This is a genomic window from Streptomyces phaeolivaceus (genome assembly GCF_009184865.1).
Taxonomy (GTDB): Bacteria; Actinomycetota; Actinomycetes; order Streptomycetales; family Streptomycetaceae; genus Streptomyces; species Streptomyces phaeolivaceus.
In genome coordinates this window covers 8,694,954-8,710,821 of the sequence record NZ_CP045096.1, presented here as the reverse complement: position 1 = coordinate 8,710,821, position 15,868 = coordinate 8,694,954, and the positions used below count along the sequence as shown (strand labels likewise).

Sequence of the window (15,868 nt, the reverse complement as noted above, 5' to 3'; positions counted from 1 at the left end):
GACGCGTCCGCTGCCGGGCCGGCAGGGAGATCGCAAGCCCGGCACCCCGGAACGTCACCGCCGCGCCACGTGCACCGTGTGGGCCGCGAGGACGAAGAGGTCCGTTCGGTGGTGCAGGCCCGCCTTGTCGTCGGGGTCGAGGAGCCGGTCGACGGTGGCGAGGTCGGAGGCGTCGAGGAACTCCGCGAGCATGCCCCGGCCGCGCCGGAACTGGTCCACGGCGTAGGCACGGGCGGCCTCCGGGACCGGGGCCGGCAGGTCCAGCAGAAAGGTGCGGGAGGTGGCGTCGCGCAGGCCCACGGCGGTGAGCAGCCCCGGCCAGTCCTCGACCTCCGGGACGCTGCCGGGCTGCGCGGCCCGCATCTCGCCGAACCACCGGTCCTCCGCCGCGTCGAGCCGCGACTGGAGCCCGGGGCGTCCGATGCCGATGTCACGCGGCAGGAAACGGCTGGGCAGCCCACCCTCGACGAGGGCCAGAACGCCGCCGGGCGCGAGGCGTTCGGCGAAGGCGGCGAGGGCGGCCCGCTGGTCGCCGAGGTGGTGCAGGCTGCGGCTGGCCCAGAGCAGGTCGGCGGGATAGTTCACGTCGCCCAGGCCGTGCGGCAGTTCGGCCTCCAGGGTGTCGAACCGGTCGGCGAGGCCCTGGCGTTCGGCACGGGCGCGGGCCCGCTCCAGCAGGGGCCCGGAGCCGTCCAGGGCGACGACCCGGGCGCCGGGGAACCGATCGGCCAGCAGACAGGTCACGACCCCCGGCCCGCTGCCGACGTCGACGACCAGTCCCGGTTCGGGCTGCCGCGCGGCCACCCAGGCGGCGGCTTGCCGGTTCAGCGGCGCGAACAGCTCCGCCTGCCCCTCCAGGTGCTCGGCCAGCGCGGCCCAGTCGAGGTCGGTGTGATGCTGATGGCCGTGGTCGTGCTGATGGCCGTGGTGGTGCTGTCCCATGACGGTGAGCCTCTCTTCCGGGTGCCGTCAGCTTGCTCCGACGCACCGGAGAACGGCCACCCTTCTTGCCGTATCGGCAAATCCGATGTGCCGATACGGCCCTGTCCTCCCGCCGCTCAGTCCTTCTTCTCGGCCGTCCGGTAGACGCACACGTTCACGCCCGTGCCGCTGGTGGTCGTGGAGATCAGTTCCAGGAGGTGTTTGGCGCCCTCGTCGGGGAAGATCGTCTTTCCGCCGCCGAGGAGGACCGGCATGACGATCAGGATCAGCTCGTCGGCGAGACCCTCACCTATCAGCGTGCGGGCGAGGGTCGGGCTGCCCATGACGAGCAGATCGCCACCCCCGGTCTCGCGCAGCTCACGGATCTGGGCGACGGCCTCCTCCCCCGGGATGCGCGTGGTGTTCTCCCAGGCCAGCTCGGAGTCGGCGAGGGTCGCGGACACGACGTACTTGCGGATGGAGTTCATCCGGTCGGCGAACGGATCGCCCGCCCGGTCCGGCCACGCCCCGGCCATGGCCTTCCAGGTACGGCGGCCGTACAGCAACGCGTCCGCTTTCGCCAGCGCGGCGTCCCACGCACCGCCCACGACCTCCGGGTCGAAGAACGGGTGCGTCCAGCCGCCGTGGGCGAACCCGCCCTCGGTGTCCTCGTCGGGACCGCCGGGCGCCTGCACGACACCGTCCAGGCTCATGAACTCGCAGATCACGATGCGCATGGGGTTCTCTTTCCTCGTTCTGTTCCTCGTCCCGGCACGGGCTCACGACGATGAAGACCGCCGAGCCGCCCGGAACTCATCGCACCCGCCCACCTCCCGCCATCGTGACGTGGCTCACCCGGACCTGCCACCGGTCCGCCAGGGGCTGGGGAAGCAGAGCTCACCCCTGGCGGACCGGTTCACACGAGCGTGCTCAGAGCGCGGAGTACGTACTCAGAGCGCGGGATACGCGTTCTGCATCAGCTGCTGGAACTGGGCGGAGAACCAGTGCCCGGAGATCGGCGCGTTCGGCAGGGAGCCGGACATGCTGTTCCCGTTGCGCGGGTTGCCCGTGTACGTCGGGTCGCACATGCGGTCGAAGCCCTTGCCCTCGTCGTTCGGGATGGCGGAGCTGGACCCGTCCGACTCACCCGGCGGCTTCATCCACACATAGGCGTCGATCCCGGCCTCGGGTGCGGCCTTCGGACGCTCGCCGAGCCCGGCACCGGACTGGTTGCACCAGTTGCCGATGTGGATACGGCGGTCGTAGCGGCCACCGTTGACATACGTGTCCACACTGGTCGTCGCCCCGGGACCGGTGGGCCGGGCGCTGCCGCCCCAGCCGTTGCGCGAGGTGTCGATCAGCATGCCGATGCTGGAGTTGAAGCCCACCGAGACCAGCTGGTTGCGGAAGGCCTGGGCGAAGGACAGCTCGTCGACATAGCGGTTCCAGTCGACCCACTTCGACTCACGGACGGAGGTGCCGTTCACCGTCGAGTTGATGGTGAAGTTGTTCTCCTTCAGCGCGCTGTAGTTCGCCGTGTTGGTGATGAAGCCGTGGACGTCGTTGACCGTGGCGCCCTCGGCGGTCGCCGCCTCCTTGAAGGTGGTGGCGGAGGCGCCGAAGTTGTCGTCCCAGCCGATCCAGCCGTGGTGGCCGGCGTCGACGTAGTTGTAGACGTTGCCCACGTCACCGAGCTTGTTGAGCGCGTAGCCGACGCCCTTGACGTAGTTGCCGTTGGCCTTCATGACATCGCACTGGGGGGTGGCCGTCGGGCGGCTGCCGGTGTTGGTGACGAGGTTCGGCAGCGAGTCGATCTCGACGGTCGTGACGATGCGCAGGGAGGCGTACTTGGGGTCGGCGAGGATGGCCGCGATCGGGTCGATGTACTCGGTCTTGTAGCGGCCCAGCTCCGTCGGGCCCAGCTCGCCGTTGGAGGCGAGGGCCGCGCAGTCACGGCCGGGCAGGTTGTAGATCACCAGCTGGACGGCCAGTTCGCCCGAGCCCTTCTGGGTCAGCGCCGCGTCGAGGTGGTCGCGCAGGCCCATCCCGCTGCCCACGCCCTCGATCGCGGCGATCCGGTCCAGCCAGACACCCGTGGGCTGGTTGGAGATCCGGCTGCCGCCCGGCTCGGCGGCGGCCTTCGCGGACCACTCCGGGTTCACGTACACCTTGGCGCCGGCGTACGGGTTGTCCACCTTGGTGCCCGGTGTGCCCGGCCCCGGCGGCTCGGAGGGGCCACCGCCGCCGTCGTCGACGTTGCAGGTCACCCCGTCGAGCGTGAAGGTCGTCGGCAGCGCGTTGGTGCCGCTGTAGCTGGCGTTGAAGCCGAAGCTGACCGAACCGCCGGTCGCCAGCGTGCCGTTGTACGTCTCGTTGGCGGCGGTCACCGACGTACCGCTCTGGGTGATCCGGGAGTTCCAGCCGTTGGTGACCTGCTGGTTGCCCGCGTACGACCACTTCACGGCCCAAGAAGTCTTCGCGGCGCTGTTGTTGGTGACGGTGACGGCGGTGGTGAAGCCGGTGGACCACTGGTTCTGCACCTTGTAGTCGACCGTGCAGGGGATCGCCTGGACGCCGACGTCGTCCGGGACGGCGCCCATCGCGGTCCCCGCGGCGGCGGCGACCAGCGCCATCGCCGCCAGGAGTGCTGTTCTGGTACGGCTCATGAGTGCGGGTTCCTCTTCCGTAGTGGGGTGTACGAGGAGGAGTCGTCGCGCTGTCGCCGAGGCGAGTAAAAGACCTGAACACTGGGGTGTTCTCCGAGCGTCCCTCGCAGCTCGGACGCGCCTGGGGCAAACGCGTCGACTGATGGAACCGCTCCCACTGGTGCTGGTGAAGGTAGCGCCAAGTGACGGTAAAAGACAGAGGTGTTGCGTTATTGCGCTTCACGAATCTTTTCCACTGATCGAATCTTTTCGACTCTTCAAACGCCTTGACCGCTTGCGCCCCCCTCCTCAATATGGGAGCGCTCCCACTGGTTCAAGGCTTGTTGTTGCCGCTCCGCCCCCACTTCGCAAGAGCCGCACGGAAGGAACCAGAGCATGCACCCCAGACGGAGACGTCGTGCCTCGCGACGCCTGTGGACGGCCGTGGTCGCGGCCCTCACCCTCCCCTTGACGATGCTCGGCACGGGTTCGACCCCCGCCAGTGCGGCGGCGGTTGCCTGCAACGTCGACTACAAGACCAATGACTGGGGCTCGGGTTTCACCGCCGAGCTGACGATCAGCAACCGGGGTACGGAGGCCATCAGCGGCTGGACCCTGACGTACGACTACGCGGGCAACCAGACGCTCAGCAACGGCTGGAGCGGCACCTGGTCGCAGTCCGGGAAGACGGTGACGGCACGCAACGCGTCCTGGAACGGCACAATCGCCGTCGGGGCCGCGGTGACCACCGGCGCCCAGTTCACCTACAGCGGCACGAACACCGCGCCGGCCTCCTTCGCGATCAACGGCACCCCGTGCGTGGGCGCGCACCAGCCACCGATCACGGTGCTGACCAGCCCGGCTCCGGGCGCGGTGTACTCGCAGGGCACGGCGGTGCCGATGGCGGCCACCGCCGCCGCGGCGGACAGCGCGACGGTCACCAAGGTCGAGTTCTACGACGACACGACCCTGCTGGGCACGGACACGACCTCGCCGTACACGTTCTCGGCCACCGGTCTGTCCGTGGGCGCTCATTCGCTGGTGGCCAAGGCGTACGACAGCCTGGGCGCGTCGGCGAGTTCCACGCCGGTCGGCATCACGGTCGCCTCGGGTCCCGCCGTGGTGGTCTCGCCGACCCAACTGGGCGTCCGCCAGGGCCAGTCGGGCACCTACGACGTAAAGCTTTCGACACAGCCGTCCGGCAGTGTGACGGTGACGACCGCGCGGGCGTCCGGCAACACCGGGCTCTCCGTGACGGGCGGCGGGTCGCTGACGTTCACCTCGTCGAACTGGAACACCGCGCAGAAGGTGACCATCGGCGCGAACGCCTCCGGCACCGGCTCGGCGGTCTTCGACTCGACGGCCACCGGCCATGCCAAGGCCTCGGTGACGGTGACGCAGCTGGCGGCGTCGAGCACGTACGACGAACGGTTCCTGGAGCTGTACGGCAAGATCACCAACCCGGCGAACGGCTACTTCTCCCCCGAGGGCATCCCGTACCACTCGGTGGAGACGCTGATCGTCGAGGCGCCGGACCACGGCCATGAGACCACCTCGGAGGCGTACAGCTACCTCCTGTGGCTGCAGGCCATGTACGGCAAGGTGACGGGCGACTGGTCCAAGTTCAACGGGGCCTGGGACATCATGGAGCGGTTCATGATCCCGACCCACGCCGACCAGCCGACCAACTCCTTCTACACGGCGAGCAAACCGGCGACGTACGCGCCCGAGCACGACACCCCGGGCGAGTATCCGGCGCAGCTCAACACCGGTGTCTCGGTCGGCCCGGACCCCATCGCCGCCGAACTGAAGAGCGCGTACGGCACGGACGACGTGTACGGCATGCACTGGCTGCAGGACGTCGACAACGTCTACGGCTACGGCAACTCGCCCGGCAAGTGCGAGGCGGGGCCGACGGACACCGGGCCGTCGTACATCAACACCTTCCAGCGCGGGCCGCAGGAGTCGGTGTGGGAGACGATCCCGCAGCCGACCTGCGACCAGTTCAAGTACGGCGGCAGGAACGGGTACCTGGACCTGTTCACCGGTGACGCCTCCTACGCGAAGCAGTGGAAGTTCACCAACGCCCCGGACGCCGACGCGCGGGCCGTGCAGGCCGCGTACTGGGCGGACATCTGGGCCAAGCAGCAGGGCAAGGGCGCCGACGTCTCCGCGACCATCGGCAAGGCCGCGAAGATGGGCGACTATCTGCGCTACTCGATGTACGACAAGTACTTCAAGAAGATCGGGAACTGTGTCGGGGCCACGTCCTGCCCGGCCGGCACCGGCAAGGACGCCTCCCACTATCTGATGTCCTGGTACTACGCGTGGGGTGGCGCCACCGACACCGCGGCGGGCTGGGCCTGGCGCATCGGCTCCAGCCACACGCACGGCGGCTATCAGAACCCGCTGGCCGCGTACGCGCTCGCCAACTACGCCCCGCTGAAGCCGAAGTCGGCGACGGGGCAGGCGGACTGGGCCAAGTCCCTGGACCGGCAGATCGAGTTCTACCGCTGGCTGCAGTCCAACGAGGGCGGCATCGCGGGCGGCGCCACCAACAGCTGGGCGGGGCGGTACGCCACTCCCCCGGCCGGGACGCCGACGTTCTACGGCATGTTCTACGACGAGAAGCCGGTGTACCACGACCCGCCGTCCAACCAGTGGTTCGGCTTCCAGGCGTGGTCCATGGAGCGGGTCGCCGAGTACTACCAGCAGACGGGCAACGCCGCCGCGAAGACCGTGCTGGACAAGTGGGTGGACTGGGCGTTGTCCAAGACGACCATCAACCCGGACGGCACGTACCGGATTCCGTCGACGCTCCAGTGGTCGGGTGCGCCCGACACGTGGAGTGCGTCGAGTCCCGGCGCCAACGCCGGACTTCATGTCACCGTCGCCGACTACACGGACGATGTGGGGGTGGCCGCCGCGTACGCCAAGACGCTGACGTACTACGCGGACCGCTCCGGTGACGCGGACGCGGCGCGGGTCGCGAAGGCGCTGCTCGACGGCATGTGGGACCACCATCAGGACGGGCTGGGGATCGCCGTTCCCGAGACGCGGGCCGACTACAACCGGTTCGACGACCGGGTGTCTGTGCCGAGCGGGTGGACCGGGACGATGCCGAACGGCGACACGATCAACTCGTCGTCGACCTTCGACTCGATCCGGTCCTTCTACGAGGACGACCCTGCCTGGTCGAAGATCGAGGCGTATCTGGCCGGTGGGGCCGCGCCCTCGTTCACGTATCACCGGTTCTGGGCCCAGGCGGACATCGCCTTGGCCATGGGGTCGTACGCGGAGCTCCTGGAATAGCACCGCCGGTCCCCGCGCCCCTCGGGGCGCGGGGACCTTTACCCCACTGTCAGGAGAGGACCCCCACTGTGCGAAGAACCCGCATCCTCACCACCGTTCTGGCCCTCGCGGCCGGCCTTCTCGCCGGATCCCCACCCGCGTTGGCCGCTGACAAGGCAGAGAAGTCGGTGGCCGTCGCCGCCGACACCTATACGTGGAAGAACGCCCGGATCGACGGGGGCGGATTCGTTCCCGGGATCGTGTTCAACCGGAAGGAACGGAACCTCGCGTACGCCCGGACCGACATCGGTGGGGCGTATCGCTGGGTGGAGTCCTCGAAGACATGGACGCCCCTGCTCGACTCGGTCGGGTGGGACAACTGGGGGCACACGGGGGTCGTGAGTCTGGCCTCCGACGCGGTCGACCCGAACAAGGTGTACGTGGCGGCCGGGACGTACACGAACAGCTGGGACCCGGGGAACGGGGCGATCCTGCGGTCGTCCGACCGGGGGGCCAGCTGGCAGAAGGCGAATCTGCCGTTCAAGCTGGGCGGCAACATGCCGGGGCGGGGCATGGGCGAGCGGCTGGCCGTGGACCCGAACCGGAACAGCGTGCTGTATCTCGGCGCGCCGAGCGGCAAGGGCCTGTGGCGGTCGACGGACTCGGGGGCCACCTGGTCGCAGGTGACGAACTTCCCGAACGTCGGCAACTACGTGGCCGATCCGACCGACACGAGCGGGTACTCCAGCGACAACCAGGGCATCGTCTGGGTCACCTTCGACGAGTCGACGGGCACCTCCGGGAACGCCACGCGGACGATCTACGTCGGGGTCGCCGACAAGGACAACGCGGTGTACCGGTCCACCGACGCGGGCGCGACCTGGTCGCGGGTCGCCGGGCAGCCGACCGGATATCTGGCCCACAAGGGCGTGCTCGATGCCTCGAACGGCTATCTGTATCTGTCGTACAGCGACAAGGGCGGGCCGTACGACGGCGGCAAGGGCCAGCTGTGGCGGTACGCGACCGCGACCGGCACGTGGACGAACGTCAGTCCGGTGGCGGAGGCCGACACGTACTACGGGTTCAGCGGGCTGACGGTCGACCGGCAGGATCCGGGCACGGTCATGGCGACGGCGTACAGCTCCTGGTGGCCGGACACCCAGCTCTTCCGTTCGACGGACAGCGGCGCCACCTGGACCAGGGCGTGGGACTACACGTCGTACCCGAACCGTGCGGACCGCTTCACCATGGATGTGTCGTCCTCTCCCTGGCTGACCTGGGGCGCGAATCCGTCGCCGCCGGAGCAGACGCCCAAACTCGGCTGGATGACCGAGGCGTTGGAGATCGACCCGTTCAACTCGAACCGGATGATGTACGGGACGGGCGCGACGATCTACGGCACGGAGAACCTGGGGAACTGGGACAGCGGCGGCCAGTTCGCCATCAAGCCGATGGTGCGGGGCCTGGAGGAGACGGCCGTCAACGATCTGGCCTCTCCCCCGTCCGGTGCCCCGCTGCTCAGCGCGCTCGGTGACATCGGCGGCTTCCGGCACACGGATCTGACGAAGGTCCCGTCGATGATGTTCACCCAGCCGAACTTCACGACCACGACCAGCCTGGACTACGCCGAGTCCAACCCCGACACCGTGGTGCGCGTGGGCAATCTGGACTCCGGCCCGCACATCGCGTTCTCCACGGACAACGGCGCCAACTGGTTCGCCGGCACCGACCCGTCGGGCGTCAGTGGCGGCGGTACGGTCGCGGCGGCCTCGGACGGCAGCCGGTTCGTGTGGAGCCCGGCGGGCACGGGTGTGCGGTACGCGACCGGGTTCGGTAGCTCCTGGTCGGCGTCCAGCGGCATCCCGGCAGGTGCGATCGTGGAGTCCGACCGGGTGGACCCGAGGACCTTCTACGGCTTCAAGTCGGGGAAGTTCTACGTCAGTTCGGACGGCGGGGCGACCTTCACCGCGTCGAGCGCCACCGGGCTGCCGAGCGGGGACAGCGTGCGCTTCAAGGCGCTGCCCGGGGTGAAGGGCGATGTGTGGCTGGCGGGCGGCGCGACCGACGGGGCCTACGGTCTGTGGCGCTCCACGGACGGCGGGGCCACCTGGACGAAGCTGTCGGGCGTCGAGCAGGCCGACACGATCGGCTTCGGCAAGGCGGCGACCGGGGCCGCGTACCAGACCCTCTACACCAGCGCCAAGATCGGCGGCGTACGCGGCATCTTCCGCTCGACGGACAAGGGCGCGTCCTGGACGCGGATCAACGACGACGCCCATCAGTGGGGCTGGACGGGTGCGGCGATCACGGGTGACCCGAGGGTGTACGGGCGGGTCTATGTCGCGACGAACGGGCGCGGGGTCGTCTACGGCGACTCCTCCGACACCGGCGGCGGGGGCGGCGGTACCGATCCGGACCCCGAGCCCGAGCCGACGGGGGCCTGCGCGGTGACGTACGCGGTGACCAACGAGTGGTCGGGCGGCTTCCAGGCGGACGTACGGCTGTCCAACACGGGCACGAGCGCGTGGACCGGCTGGTCGCTCGGCTGGACCTTCCCTCATGGGCAGACCGTCTCCCAGGTCTGGAACGCCTCCCACACCCAGTCGGGATCGGCGGTCACGGCCAGGAACGTCGGCTGGAACGGCAATGTGGCGGCGGGCGCGTCGGTGAGCTTCGGCTTCACCGGAAGCTGGTCGGGGAGCAACGGGAAACCGACCGCGTTCAAGCTCGGTGACCAGTCCTGCACGGTGACCTGACACCCGAGCAGGACCAGGTGAGGGCGCGCGCCTGGGTCGGGCGCGCGCCCTCTTCGAACCCTGTGCACCCCGCGCTGTCGAACCCCGTACACCCCGCTCTATCGGCATGTTCATGGCGGGCACAGAGGGGCATCCCAGAGTGTGTACGCACGGCTCGCCCGGAGACCTTCACAGAAGGAGCCCCTGTGCCGAACCACAGCCGCGTCACGCGCCGACTGGGCCTCAAGACCGCCCTCGCCGCGGCGGTACTGTTGCCGTTGTCCCGCACCACCGGACTGACCAGCGCACCGGCCGCCTCGGCGGCGGAAGAGGAGGCCGCCGTGCCCCCGCTCTCCACCATGTCGTTCAATCTGCGCTACGCGAGCACCGTGCAGCCCAACAGCTGGGGCGTACGCAGACCCGTGATGCGCGCCCTGCTGCGGCAGGAGGCACCCCATGTCATCGGCACCCAGGAGGGTCTCCACCAGCAGTTGCTCGACATCGAGACCGACCTCGGCGGGAACTACCGCTGGATCGGCACCGGGCGCGCGGGCGGCAACCTCGGCGAGTTCATGGCGGTCTTCTACGACACCCGCCGGCTCGCGCCCGTCGAGTACCGGCACTTCTGGCTCTCCGACACCCCGGAGGTGCCCGGCTCGAACACCTGGGGCGGCGGCTCCATCCGGATGGTCACCTGGGTGCGGTTCCGCGACCGACAGGACGGCGACCGGGAGTTCTACTTCCTCAACACCCATCTCGACAACGTCAGCCAGTACGCCCGCGACCGCGCCGCCGCCCTGATCGTCCGGCGCGTCGCCGGGTTCGACCGGTCGCTCCCCCTCGTCGTCACCGGCGACTTCAACGTGCCCGCCCACCGGAACACGGTCTACGACACCATGCTCGGCGCCGGGCTCGTGGACACCTGGGACTCGGCGGCCGAGCGCGGCGACCTGTACGCGACGTTCCACGGCTACCGCCCGCTGACCCCGGACGGCGACCGCATCGACTGGATCCTGACCACCCCGGGTGTCACCGCGCACCGGGCGGCCATCAACACCTTCGCGTCGAACGGCCAGTTCCCCAGCGACCATCTGCCCGTACAGGCGTCGCTGACGCTGGGGTGAGGACCTGGCCCCGCGCGGGAACGCTCCTTACGGCGTGTACACCGTCGGCCGGGGCGGCGTCGGCATGTTGTTCCCGATGAAGAAGCCGGTGTGCGGGGGCTGGTTGTAGGCGGTGTTCTGCCAGGCCAGCCCCGTGCGGTACATCGGGTCGTGCAGCAGGGTCGTGATCTTCGTGCTCGTCTCGACCGGCGTCGAGTAGATCCGCAGGGCCGTGTTGCCGCTGGTGCGCCAGACGACCTCCTCGCGCCAGTCGCCGAGGATGTCACCGGAGAGCGCGGGCGTGGCCTTGGTGCCGTTGTTGGAGGACACCCCGGAACCGGTCAGCAGCCGGGTCTCGGCGGAGGTGCCGTACTTGTCGATCCGGGTGCCGTCGAGGAGTTCACGGACCGGGTCGCCGTCCCACCAGGCGAGGAAGTTGACGGAGGAGGGCTCACGGCCCTTCGTCGCGCCCGTCTCGTCACGGATGGAGGTGTCGGAGGCCGACCACATCTCGGGGCCGTCGTTGCCCGCGTAGATGTCACCGGCCACGCCCCGGCCGTTGTCGCAGCAGGCGGCGAGCTGCCAGCGCACGGCCCCGTTGGCCGGGTTGATGTACAGCTCGGCGGGCTGGGAGGTCGACTCGGAGACCTTGAAGTACTCCAGGCCGGCCGTGGACGCGTCGAGGTCCCCCAGGTGCTGGGCGTCGCCGTGGCCCGTCCGCGTGGTCCACAGCGCGTTGCCGTTGTCGTCCACGGCCATCGCGCCGTACACGATCTCGTCCCGGCCGTCGTTGTCGACGTCACCCACGGAGAGGCTGTGCGAGCCCTGCCCGTCGTAGCCCCGGCCGGAGTTGGTGGAGGAGCTGGTGTCGAAGGTCCAGCGGCGGGTGAAGGCACCGCCCCGCCAGTCCCAGGCGGCGATCACCGTGCGGGTGTAGTAGCCGCGCGCCATGACGAGCGAGGGCCGGGCGCCGTCGAGATACGCCGTCCCGGCGAGGAAGCGGTCCACGCGGTTGCCGTACGAGTCGCCCCAGGACGAGACCGTGCCCCGCGCCGGGACGTAGTCCACGGTCTGCATCGCGCGGCCGGTCTGCCCGTTGAACATGGTCAGATACTCGGGCCCGGACAGGACGTATCCGCTGGAGTCGCGGTGGTCGGCGGAGGAGCTGCCGATGACCGTCCCCGCCCCGTCGACAGTGCCGTCCGCCGTCTTCGCGGCGATCTCCGCCTTGCCGTCACCGTCGTAGTCGTACACCTGGAACTGTGTGTAGTGCGCGCCGGAGCGGATGTTGCGGCCCAGGTCGATCCGCCACAGCCGGGTGCCGTCGAGTTTGACGCCGTCGAGGATCGTGTTGCCGGTGTAGCCGGACTGGGAGTTGTCCTTGGCGTTGGTCGGCTGCCACTTGAGGACGAACTCCAGGGCGCCGTCGCCGTCGAGGTCGCCCACGGAGGCGTCGTTGGCCTCGTAGGTGTACGCGACACCGTCCGGGGTGGTGCCGCCGGTGGGCGGACTGATCGGTACGTCCTTGTAGCCGGTGCGGAGTTGGACCGCGTGCACCGAGTCGGCCTGCTCCACACCGCCGACGATCGCGCGAACCGTGTAGTCGGCCTGGGCGGGCGCACCGGAGTGGAAGTAGTTGGTGGAGCCGGTGATCGGGGCGGAGTTGACCAACGCACCGGCCCGGTAGACGTTGAACGACACGTCGTTGGGGTCGGTGCCCAGCCAGCGCCAGCTGACCAGATTGCCGCTGTCGACGTGCACACTGACCACGCCCCGGTCGAGGCGTTCGACCTGGCGGGCGGTGGCGGCCTCGGCGGGCGTGCCGGTGAACGTGGTGAGTCCGGCGGCGACGAGGGCCGCTGTCAGGACCGAGCGCAGGGCTCGGCGTCTGTGGTGCCTGGGGTGCCTGGGGTGCCTGGGCGGGTGCTGCACGTGACGAACCTCCAGAAAGGACGGACGGGTTCCGCTCTCTCAGTCGCCGCCGTTCCCGGCCGCGTTGCCGTAGCTTTCGGCCAGTTCGGCCACGGTCCGGGCGATCGCGCCGCGCAGCTCGGCCGGTGCCAGCACCTCGATGTCCGCGCCTAGGGCCCTTCTGATGGATCTCCGTGGGAAAAGGAGCGGCGTCCGGTGCGTGCTCTCGGCGTGCCGGGCGAAAGGCCTCGTACTGGACGTACTTGGGCTTTCGCCCGGTGCGGCGGTGGGGGCCCCTCCCGCTTGAGCGAAGCCGAGAGTGGGGGAGCGTGCCGGGCGTCGCGACGCCACGGAGATCCATCAGAAGGGCCCTGGCCGCAGGAACTCGCCGTGCGCGCGCTCGACGGACTCGATGGGCACCCTCGCCGTGATCCAGCCGTCGTCCCCCGCGCCGCTCCCCTCGACCGGCACGGCCCCCGGCAGGCTCAGCCCCGGTGCAGCCGGGCGTGGAAGTCCCGCTGGTACGCCGTCCAGTACGCGGCCAGGTCGAAGGCGTCCGGGCGGCCGAACTCCTCGTTGGAGGAGTCGAGTTCGAGGATCTGGTCCATCCGGAGGGTGCGGGGTCCGGGGCCCGCGACGACGTACCAGCGGCCCGCCTTGAGGACGAGGCCGTACGGTTCGAGGCGGCGCCGTACGTCGGTCGGCTCGGCCCAGCGGCGGTAGCGGATGTGCAGCACCCGCAGAACGTGCTGATCCGATTGCCCGCTGTTGCTGCAGGTGAGCCGTCTGGCGGCACAGTCAGGCCTACCGTCGGGCGGGCGGAAAGCGACGCCTGTGGAGGCCCCGTAAGACCCCGCTCCCGGGCGCATGTCCGCGACCTCGGCCCGCTGGGAGCAGGCGTTCTCGCCGGACGGGGGGGGAGCTGGCTGACCAACCGGGTCATGGAGTTCACCCGGCCGCGGCGCCCTACGGCTTCCGGAACGCCCGGAGGTTGAACGTCGGCTCCGGGCGGTCCCGGTCCTGGTCGGGCAGGGCCGCCAGGTGCACGGCGAAGCGGTCGGCGAGCGGATCGCCGGGCGGGAGGGTGACGAACCAGCCACGCCGCAGATCGGTCAGCGCGCGCCGGGGGCTGCGGCCCTGTCCCCGGCCCGTGAAGGTCGCCCGGCCGGCCGGTTCGAGCCCGTGCCCGGCGGCGTGGGTCTCGATGTCGGCCGGGGCGTCGGTCGCCGGGCGCCTGGGGCGCGCGGCGAGCACGGCGTCGATGTCGCTGCCCACGTTGTGGGAGGCGCCCTTGTCGACGGTCGTGACATAGACACCGCCCGGTCGCAGCACCCGGGCGCACTCGCCGACCACGGCCCGTACGTCCTCGGGGCCGTCCAGCAGATGCAGCAGCCAGACGCTGGCGACGGCGTCGAACTCCCCGTCACGGAAAGGGAGTCGGCGGCCGTCGCCGATGACGACGGAGCCGGGCAGCCGGGCGGCGGCCCGGCTCGCCATCGCGTGCGTGAGGTCGACGCCCGTGACCCGCGCGCCGGGCAGGGCCGCCGCGAGCCGCCGGGTCACGATCCCGGTGCCGCAGGCGATGTCGAGCAGACTGCGGGTGCCCTCGGGGAGCAGGCCCAGTACGGCGCGGGCGGCGGCCTCGGCGCGGGGCTCGCCGCCGCGCAGGGCGTCGTAGGCGTCGGCCTCCTTGTCGTAGTCCAGCACCCGTCTCAGCTCGCCCCGTGGCCGGGTGCGAGCGCCTCCACCCTGCGGGCCAGCGCGAAGTCCTTCTCGGTGACGGCGCCGCCCGCGCTGTGTGTGCTGATGGTCAGCGAGACGGTGTTGTAGCCGAGGGTGAGGTCGGAGTGGTGTCCCAGCTCCTCCTGGGTCTGTGCGATGTGCACGACCAGCGCGGTGGCCGCGAAGTGCGAGCCCAGCCGGTAGGAGCGGGCGATCCGGTCCCCGTCCGACGACCAGCCGGGCAGCTCCGCCAGCCGGTCCTCGATCTCCTTCTGCGACAAGGGTGCGACGGTCATGGCCCACTCCTTCCGAAGCGTCCCCTCCGTGGTGCGCGGTCCCTCTCAGCGTGCCACAGCGGGGCCGCCGAGTCCCTGGTAAGGCATCTCTCGGAGTCGGTGGAGGAGGGCCGGTACGGAGGAGGGTCGATACGGACGAGGGTCAGATCCGTACGCACTCCGTCGCGAAGTCGTCCGCGAGGACGGTGATCTCGGCGCGGCCCTCCGTCGCCGCCACCCACTCCTGGGGCAGCCCGTGGTCGCCGTAGTGGGCGCCGAGGATGTTGCCGCACAGGGAGCCGGTGGAGTCGCTGTCGCCGGAGTGGTTGACCGCGAGCAGCAGTGCCTCGGTGACGCTGTGCGTGGCCAGGGCGCAGTAGAGGCCCATCGCGAGGGCCTCCTCGGCGACCCAGCCCGCGCCCAGGGACTCGACCTTCGCGGCGGTCGGGGCGCCCTCGGCGGCCAGGTCGAGGGCGCGGGTCAGGGCCGTGGTGGTCTCCTCGTGGCCGGGGTGGCGGGCCAGCAGCCGTAGGGCGCGGAGCACGGCGCCTTCCAGGGACTCGTCGGCCACGAGATACGCGACGATCGCGGCGAGCGCGCCGGCGGCGTAGTAGCCGGTGGGGTGGCCGTGGGTCATCCGGGCCGCGAGCACGGCCCGCTCGAACGCGGTCTCGGCGGGGACACGGGCCAGCCCGAAGGGCGCGGAACGCATGACCGTGCCGCAGCCCTTGGAGTCCGGGTTGATCGGTCCGGGACGCCCCGGCGGGACGGCCGGTTCGGACCGGAACGGCTGGGCGAGACCGGAGAGGCAGGCGTTGCCGGGGGCGCGGCGGGCGTACAGCCAGGACCGGGAGGCGAGGCCGGAGACCGCGCGTGGGTCGGGGCCGGGCTGTCGCTGGGTGTCGAGCCAGCGGCCGTAGGCGCTCCGGAGCAGTTCGGCCCAGACGCCGTCGGCGCCCTTGAGGCGTTCGTGTTCACGGGCCTGGTGGAGGCCCTCGACGGTGAACAGGGTCATCTGGGTGTCGTCGCTGACCCGGCCAACGACGCCGTCGCCGTCCGGTACCGGCCCGGTCACGCCCCGGTCGCCGTACGTGGCGCGGATGTGCGCCAGCGAGGTGAACTCGACCGGATAGCCGAGCGCGTCCCCGACCGCGCCGCCCAGCAGGCACCCTCGTACCCGTGCCCGGTAGACGGCCGTCGCCTCCCAGGACGGGTTCCACGGGTTGTACACGCGCCACTCCTCGATCGCCTCGGTTACGTTTTCC

General features: G+C 70.4%; 10 protein-coding genes and 1 pseudogene. 3 read left to right on the top strand and 8 right to left on the bottom strand.

Annotation, left to right across the window (positions count from 1 at the left end):
• Nucleotides 1–54 precede the first annotated feature (54 nt).
• From F9278_RS39775 to F9278_RS39765, 3 genes are all read right to left on the bottom strand, one after another.
• A complete protein-coding gene (locus tag F9278_RS39775) occupies nt 55–942 on the bottom strand; it encodes a class I SAM-dependent methyltransferase (RefSeq protein ID WP_152172627.1) in 888 nt (295 codons plus the stop codon).
• A 116-nt stretch (nt 943–1,058) separates the two neighbouring features.
• The gene (locus F9278_RS39770) at nt 1,059–1,658 is read right to left on the bottom strand and encodes a dihydrofolate reductase family protein (protein WP_152172626.1); all 600 of its coding nucleotides are present in this window, start codon (nt 1,656–1,658) and stop codon (nt 1,059–1,061) included.
• A 213-nt stretch (nt 1,659–1,871) separates the two neighbouring features.
• Entirely contained in the window at nt 1,872–3,587 is a 1,716-nt protein-coding gene (locus F9278_RS39765; RefSeq protein WP_152172625.1) for a glycoside hydrolase family 6 protein, read from the bottom strand.
• 375 nt (nt 3,588–3,962) lie between these two features.
• Between F9278_RS39765 and F9278_RS39760 the strand changes: the two genes are divergently transcribed.
• The 3 genes from F9278_RS39760 (at nt 3,963) to F9278_RS39750 (ending at nt 10,716) form a co-directional block, all read left to right on the top strand.
• Nucleotides 3,963–6,878 (top strand): glycoside hydrolase family 48 protein, encoded by a 2,916-nt coding sequence (locus F9278_RS39760; protein WP_152172624.1) that lies wholly within the window; start codon nt 3,963–3,965, stop codon nt 6,876–6,878.
• A gap of 68 nt (nt 6,879–6,946) precedes the next feature.
• A complete protein-coding gene (locus F9278_RS39755; RefSeq protein WP_152172623.1) occupies nt 6,947–9,613 on the top strand; it encodes a cellulose binding domain-containing protein in 2,667 nt (888 codons plus the stop codon).
• Nucleotides 9,614–9,798: 185 nt separating this feature from the next.
• A complete protein-coding gene (locus F9278_RS39750; RefSeq protein WP_152172622.1) occupies nt 9,799–10,716 on the top strand; it encodes an endonuclease/exonuclease/phosphatase family protein in 918 nt (305 codons plus the stop codon).
• A gap of 27 nt (nt 10,717–10,743) precedes the next feature.
• Here F9278_RS39750 and F9278_RS39745 read toward each other — a convergent pair whose 3' ends face one another.
• The 5 genes and pseudogenes from F9278_RS39745 to F9278_RS39720 form a co-directional block, all read right to left on the bottom strand.
• On the bottom strand, nt 10,744–12,627 hold the full coding sequence (locus tag F9278_RS39745) for a rhamnogalacturonan lyase (protein ID WP_404818984.1): 1,884 nt from the start codon (nt 12,625–12,627) through the stop codon (nt 10,744–10,746).
• A 348-nt stretch (nt 12,628–12,975) separates the two neighbouring features.
• Nucleotides 12,976–13,346, bottom strand: a pseudogene (locus tag F9278_RS39735) (WYL domain-containing protein); the annotation flags it as partial.
• A gap of 226 nt (nt 13,347–13,572) precedes the next feature.
• On the bottom strand, nt 13,573–14,313 hold the full coding sequence (locus F9278_RS39730) for a class I SAM-dependent methyltransferase (RefSeq protein ID WP_152172621.1): 741 nt from the start codon (nt 14,311–14,313) through the stop codon (nt 13,573–13,575).
• 5 nt (nt 14,314–14,318) lie between these two features.
• Nucleotides 14,319–14,624: a 4a-hydroxytetrahydrobiopterin dehydratase gene (locus tag F9278_RS39725; protein WP_152172620.1), complete on the bottom strand. Its 306-nt coding sequence runs from the start codon at nt 14,622–14,624 to the stop codon at nt 14,319–14,321.
• A gap of 142 nt (nt 14,625–14,766) precedes the next feature.
• The gene (locus F9278_RS39720) at nt 14,767–15,834 is read right to left on the bottom strand and encodes an ADP-ribosylglycohydrolase family protein (RefSeq protein WP_152172619.1); all 1,068 of its coding nucleotides are present in this window, start codon (nt 15,832–15,834) and stop codon (nt 14,767–14,769) included.
• Nucleotides 15,835–15,868: the final 34 nt, after the last annotated feature.

Bases quoted from the DNA above. Each gene is read 5' to 3' on its own strand.
- F9278_RS39775 (WP_152172627.1), bottom strand. From the start codon at position 942: ATGGGACAGCACCACCACGGCCATCAGCACGACCACGGCCATCAGCAT.
- F9278_RS39770 (WP_152172626.1), bottom strand. From the start codon at position 1,658: ATGCGCATCGTGATCTGCGAGTTCATGAGCCTGGACGGTGTCGTGCAG.
- F9278_RS39760 (WP_152172624.1), top strand. From the start codon at position 3,963: ATGCACCCCAGACGGAGACGTCGTGCCTCGCGACGCCTGTGGACGGCC.
- F9278_RS39725 (WP_152172620.1), bottom strand. From the start codon at position 14,624: ATGACCGTCGCACCCTTGTCGCAGAAGGAGATCGAGGACCGGCTGGCG.
- F9278_RS39765 (WP_152172625.1), bottom strand. From the start codon at position 3,587: ATGAGCCGTACCAGAACAGCACTCCTGGCGGCGATGGCGCTGGTCGCC.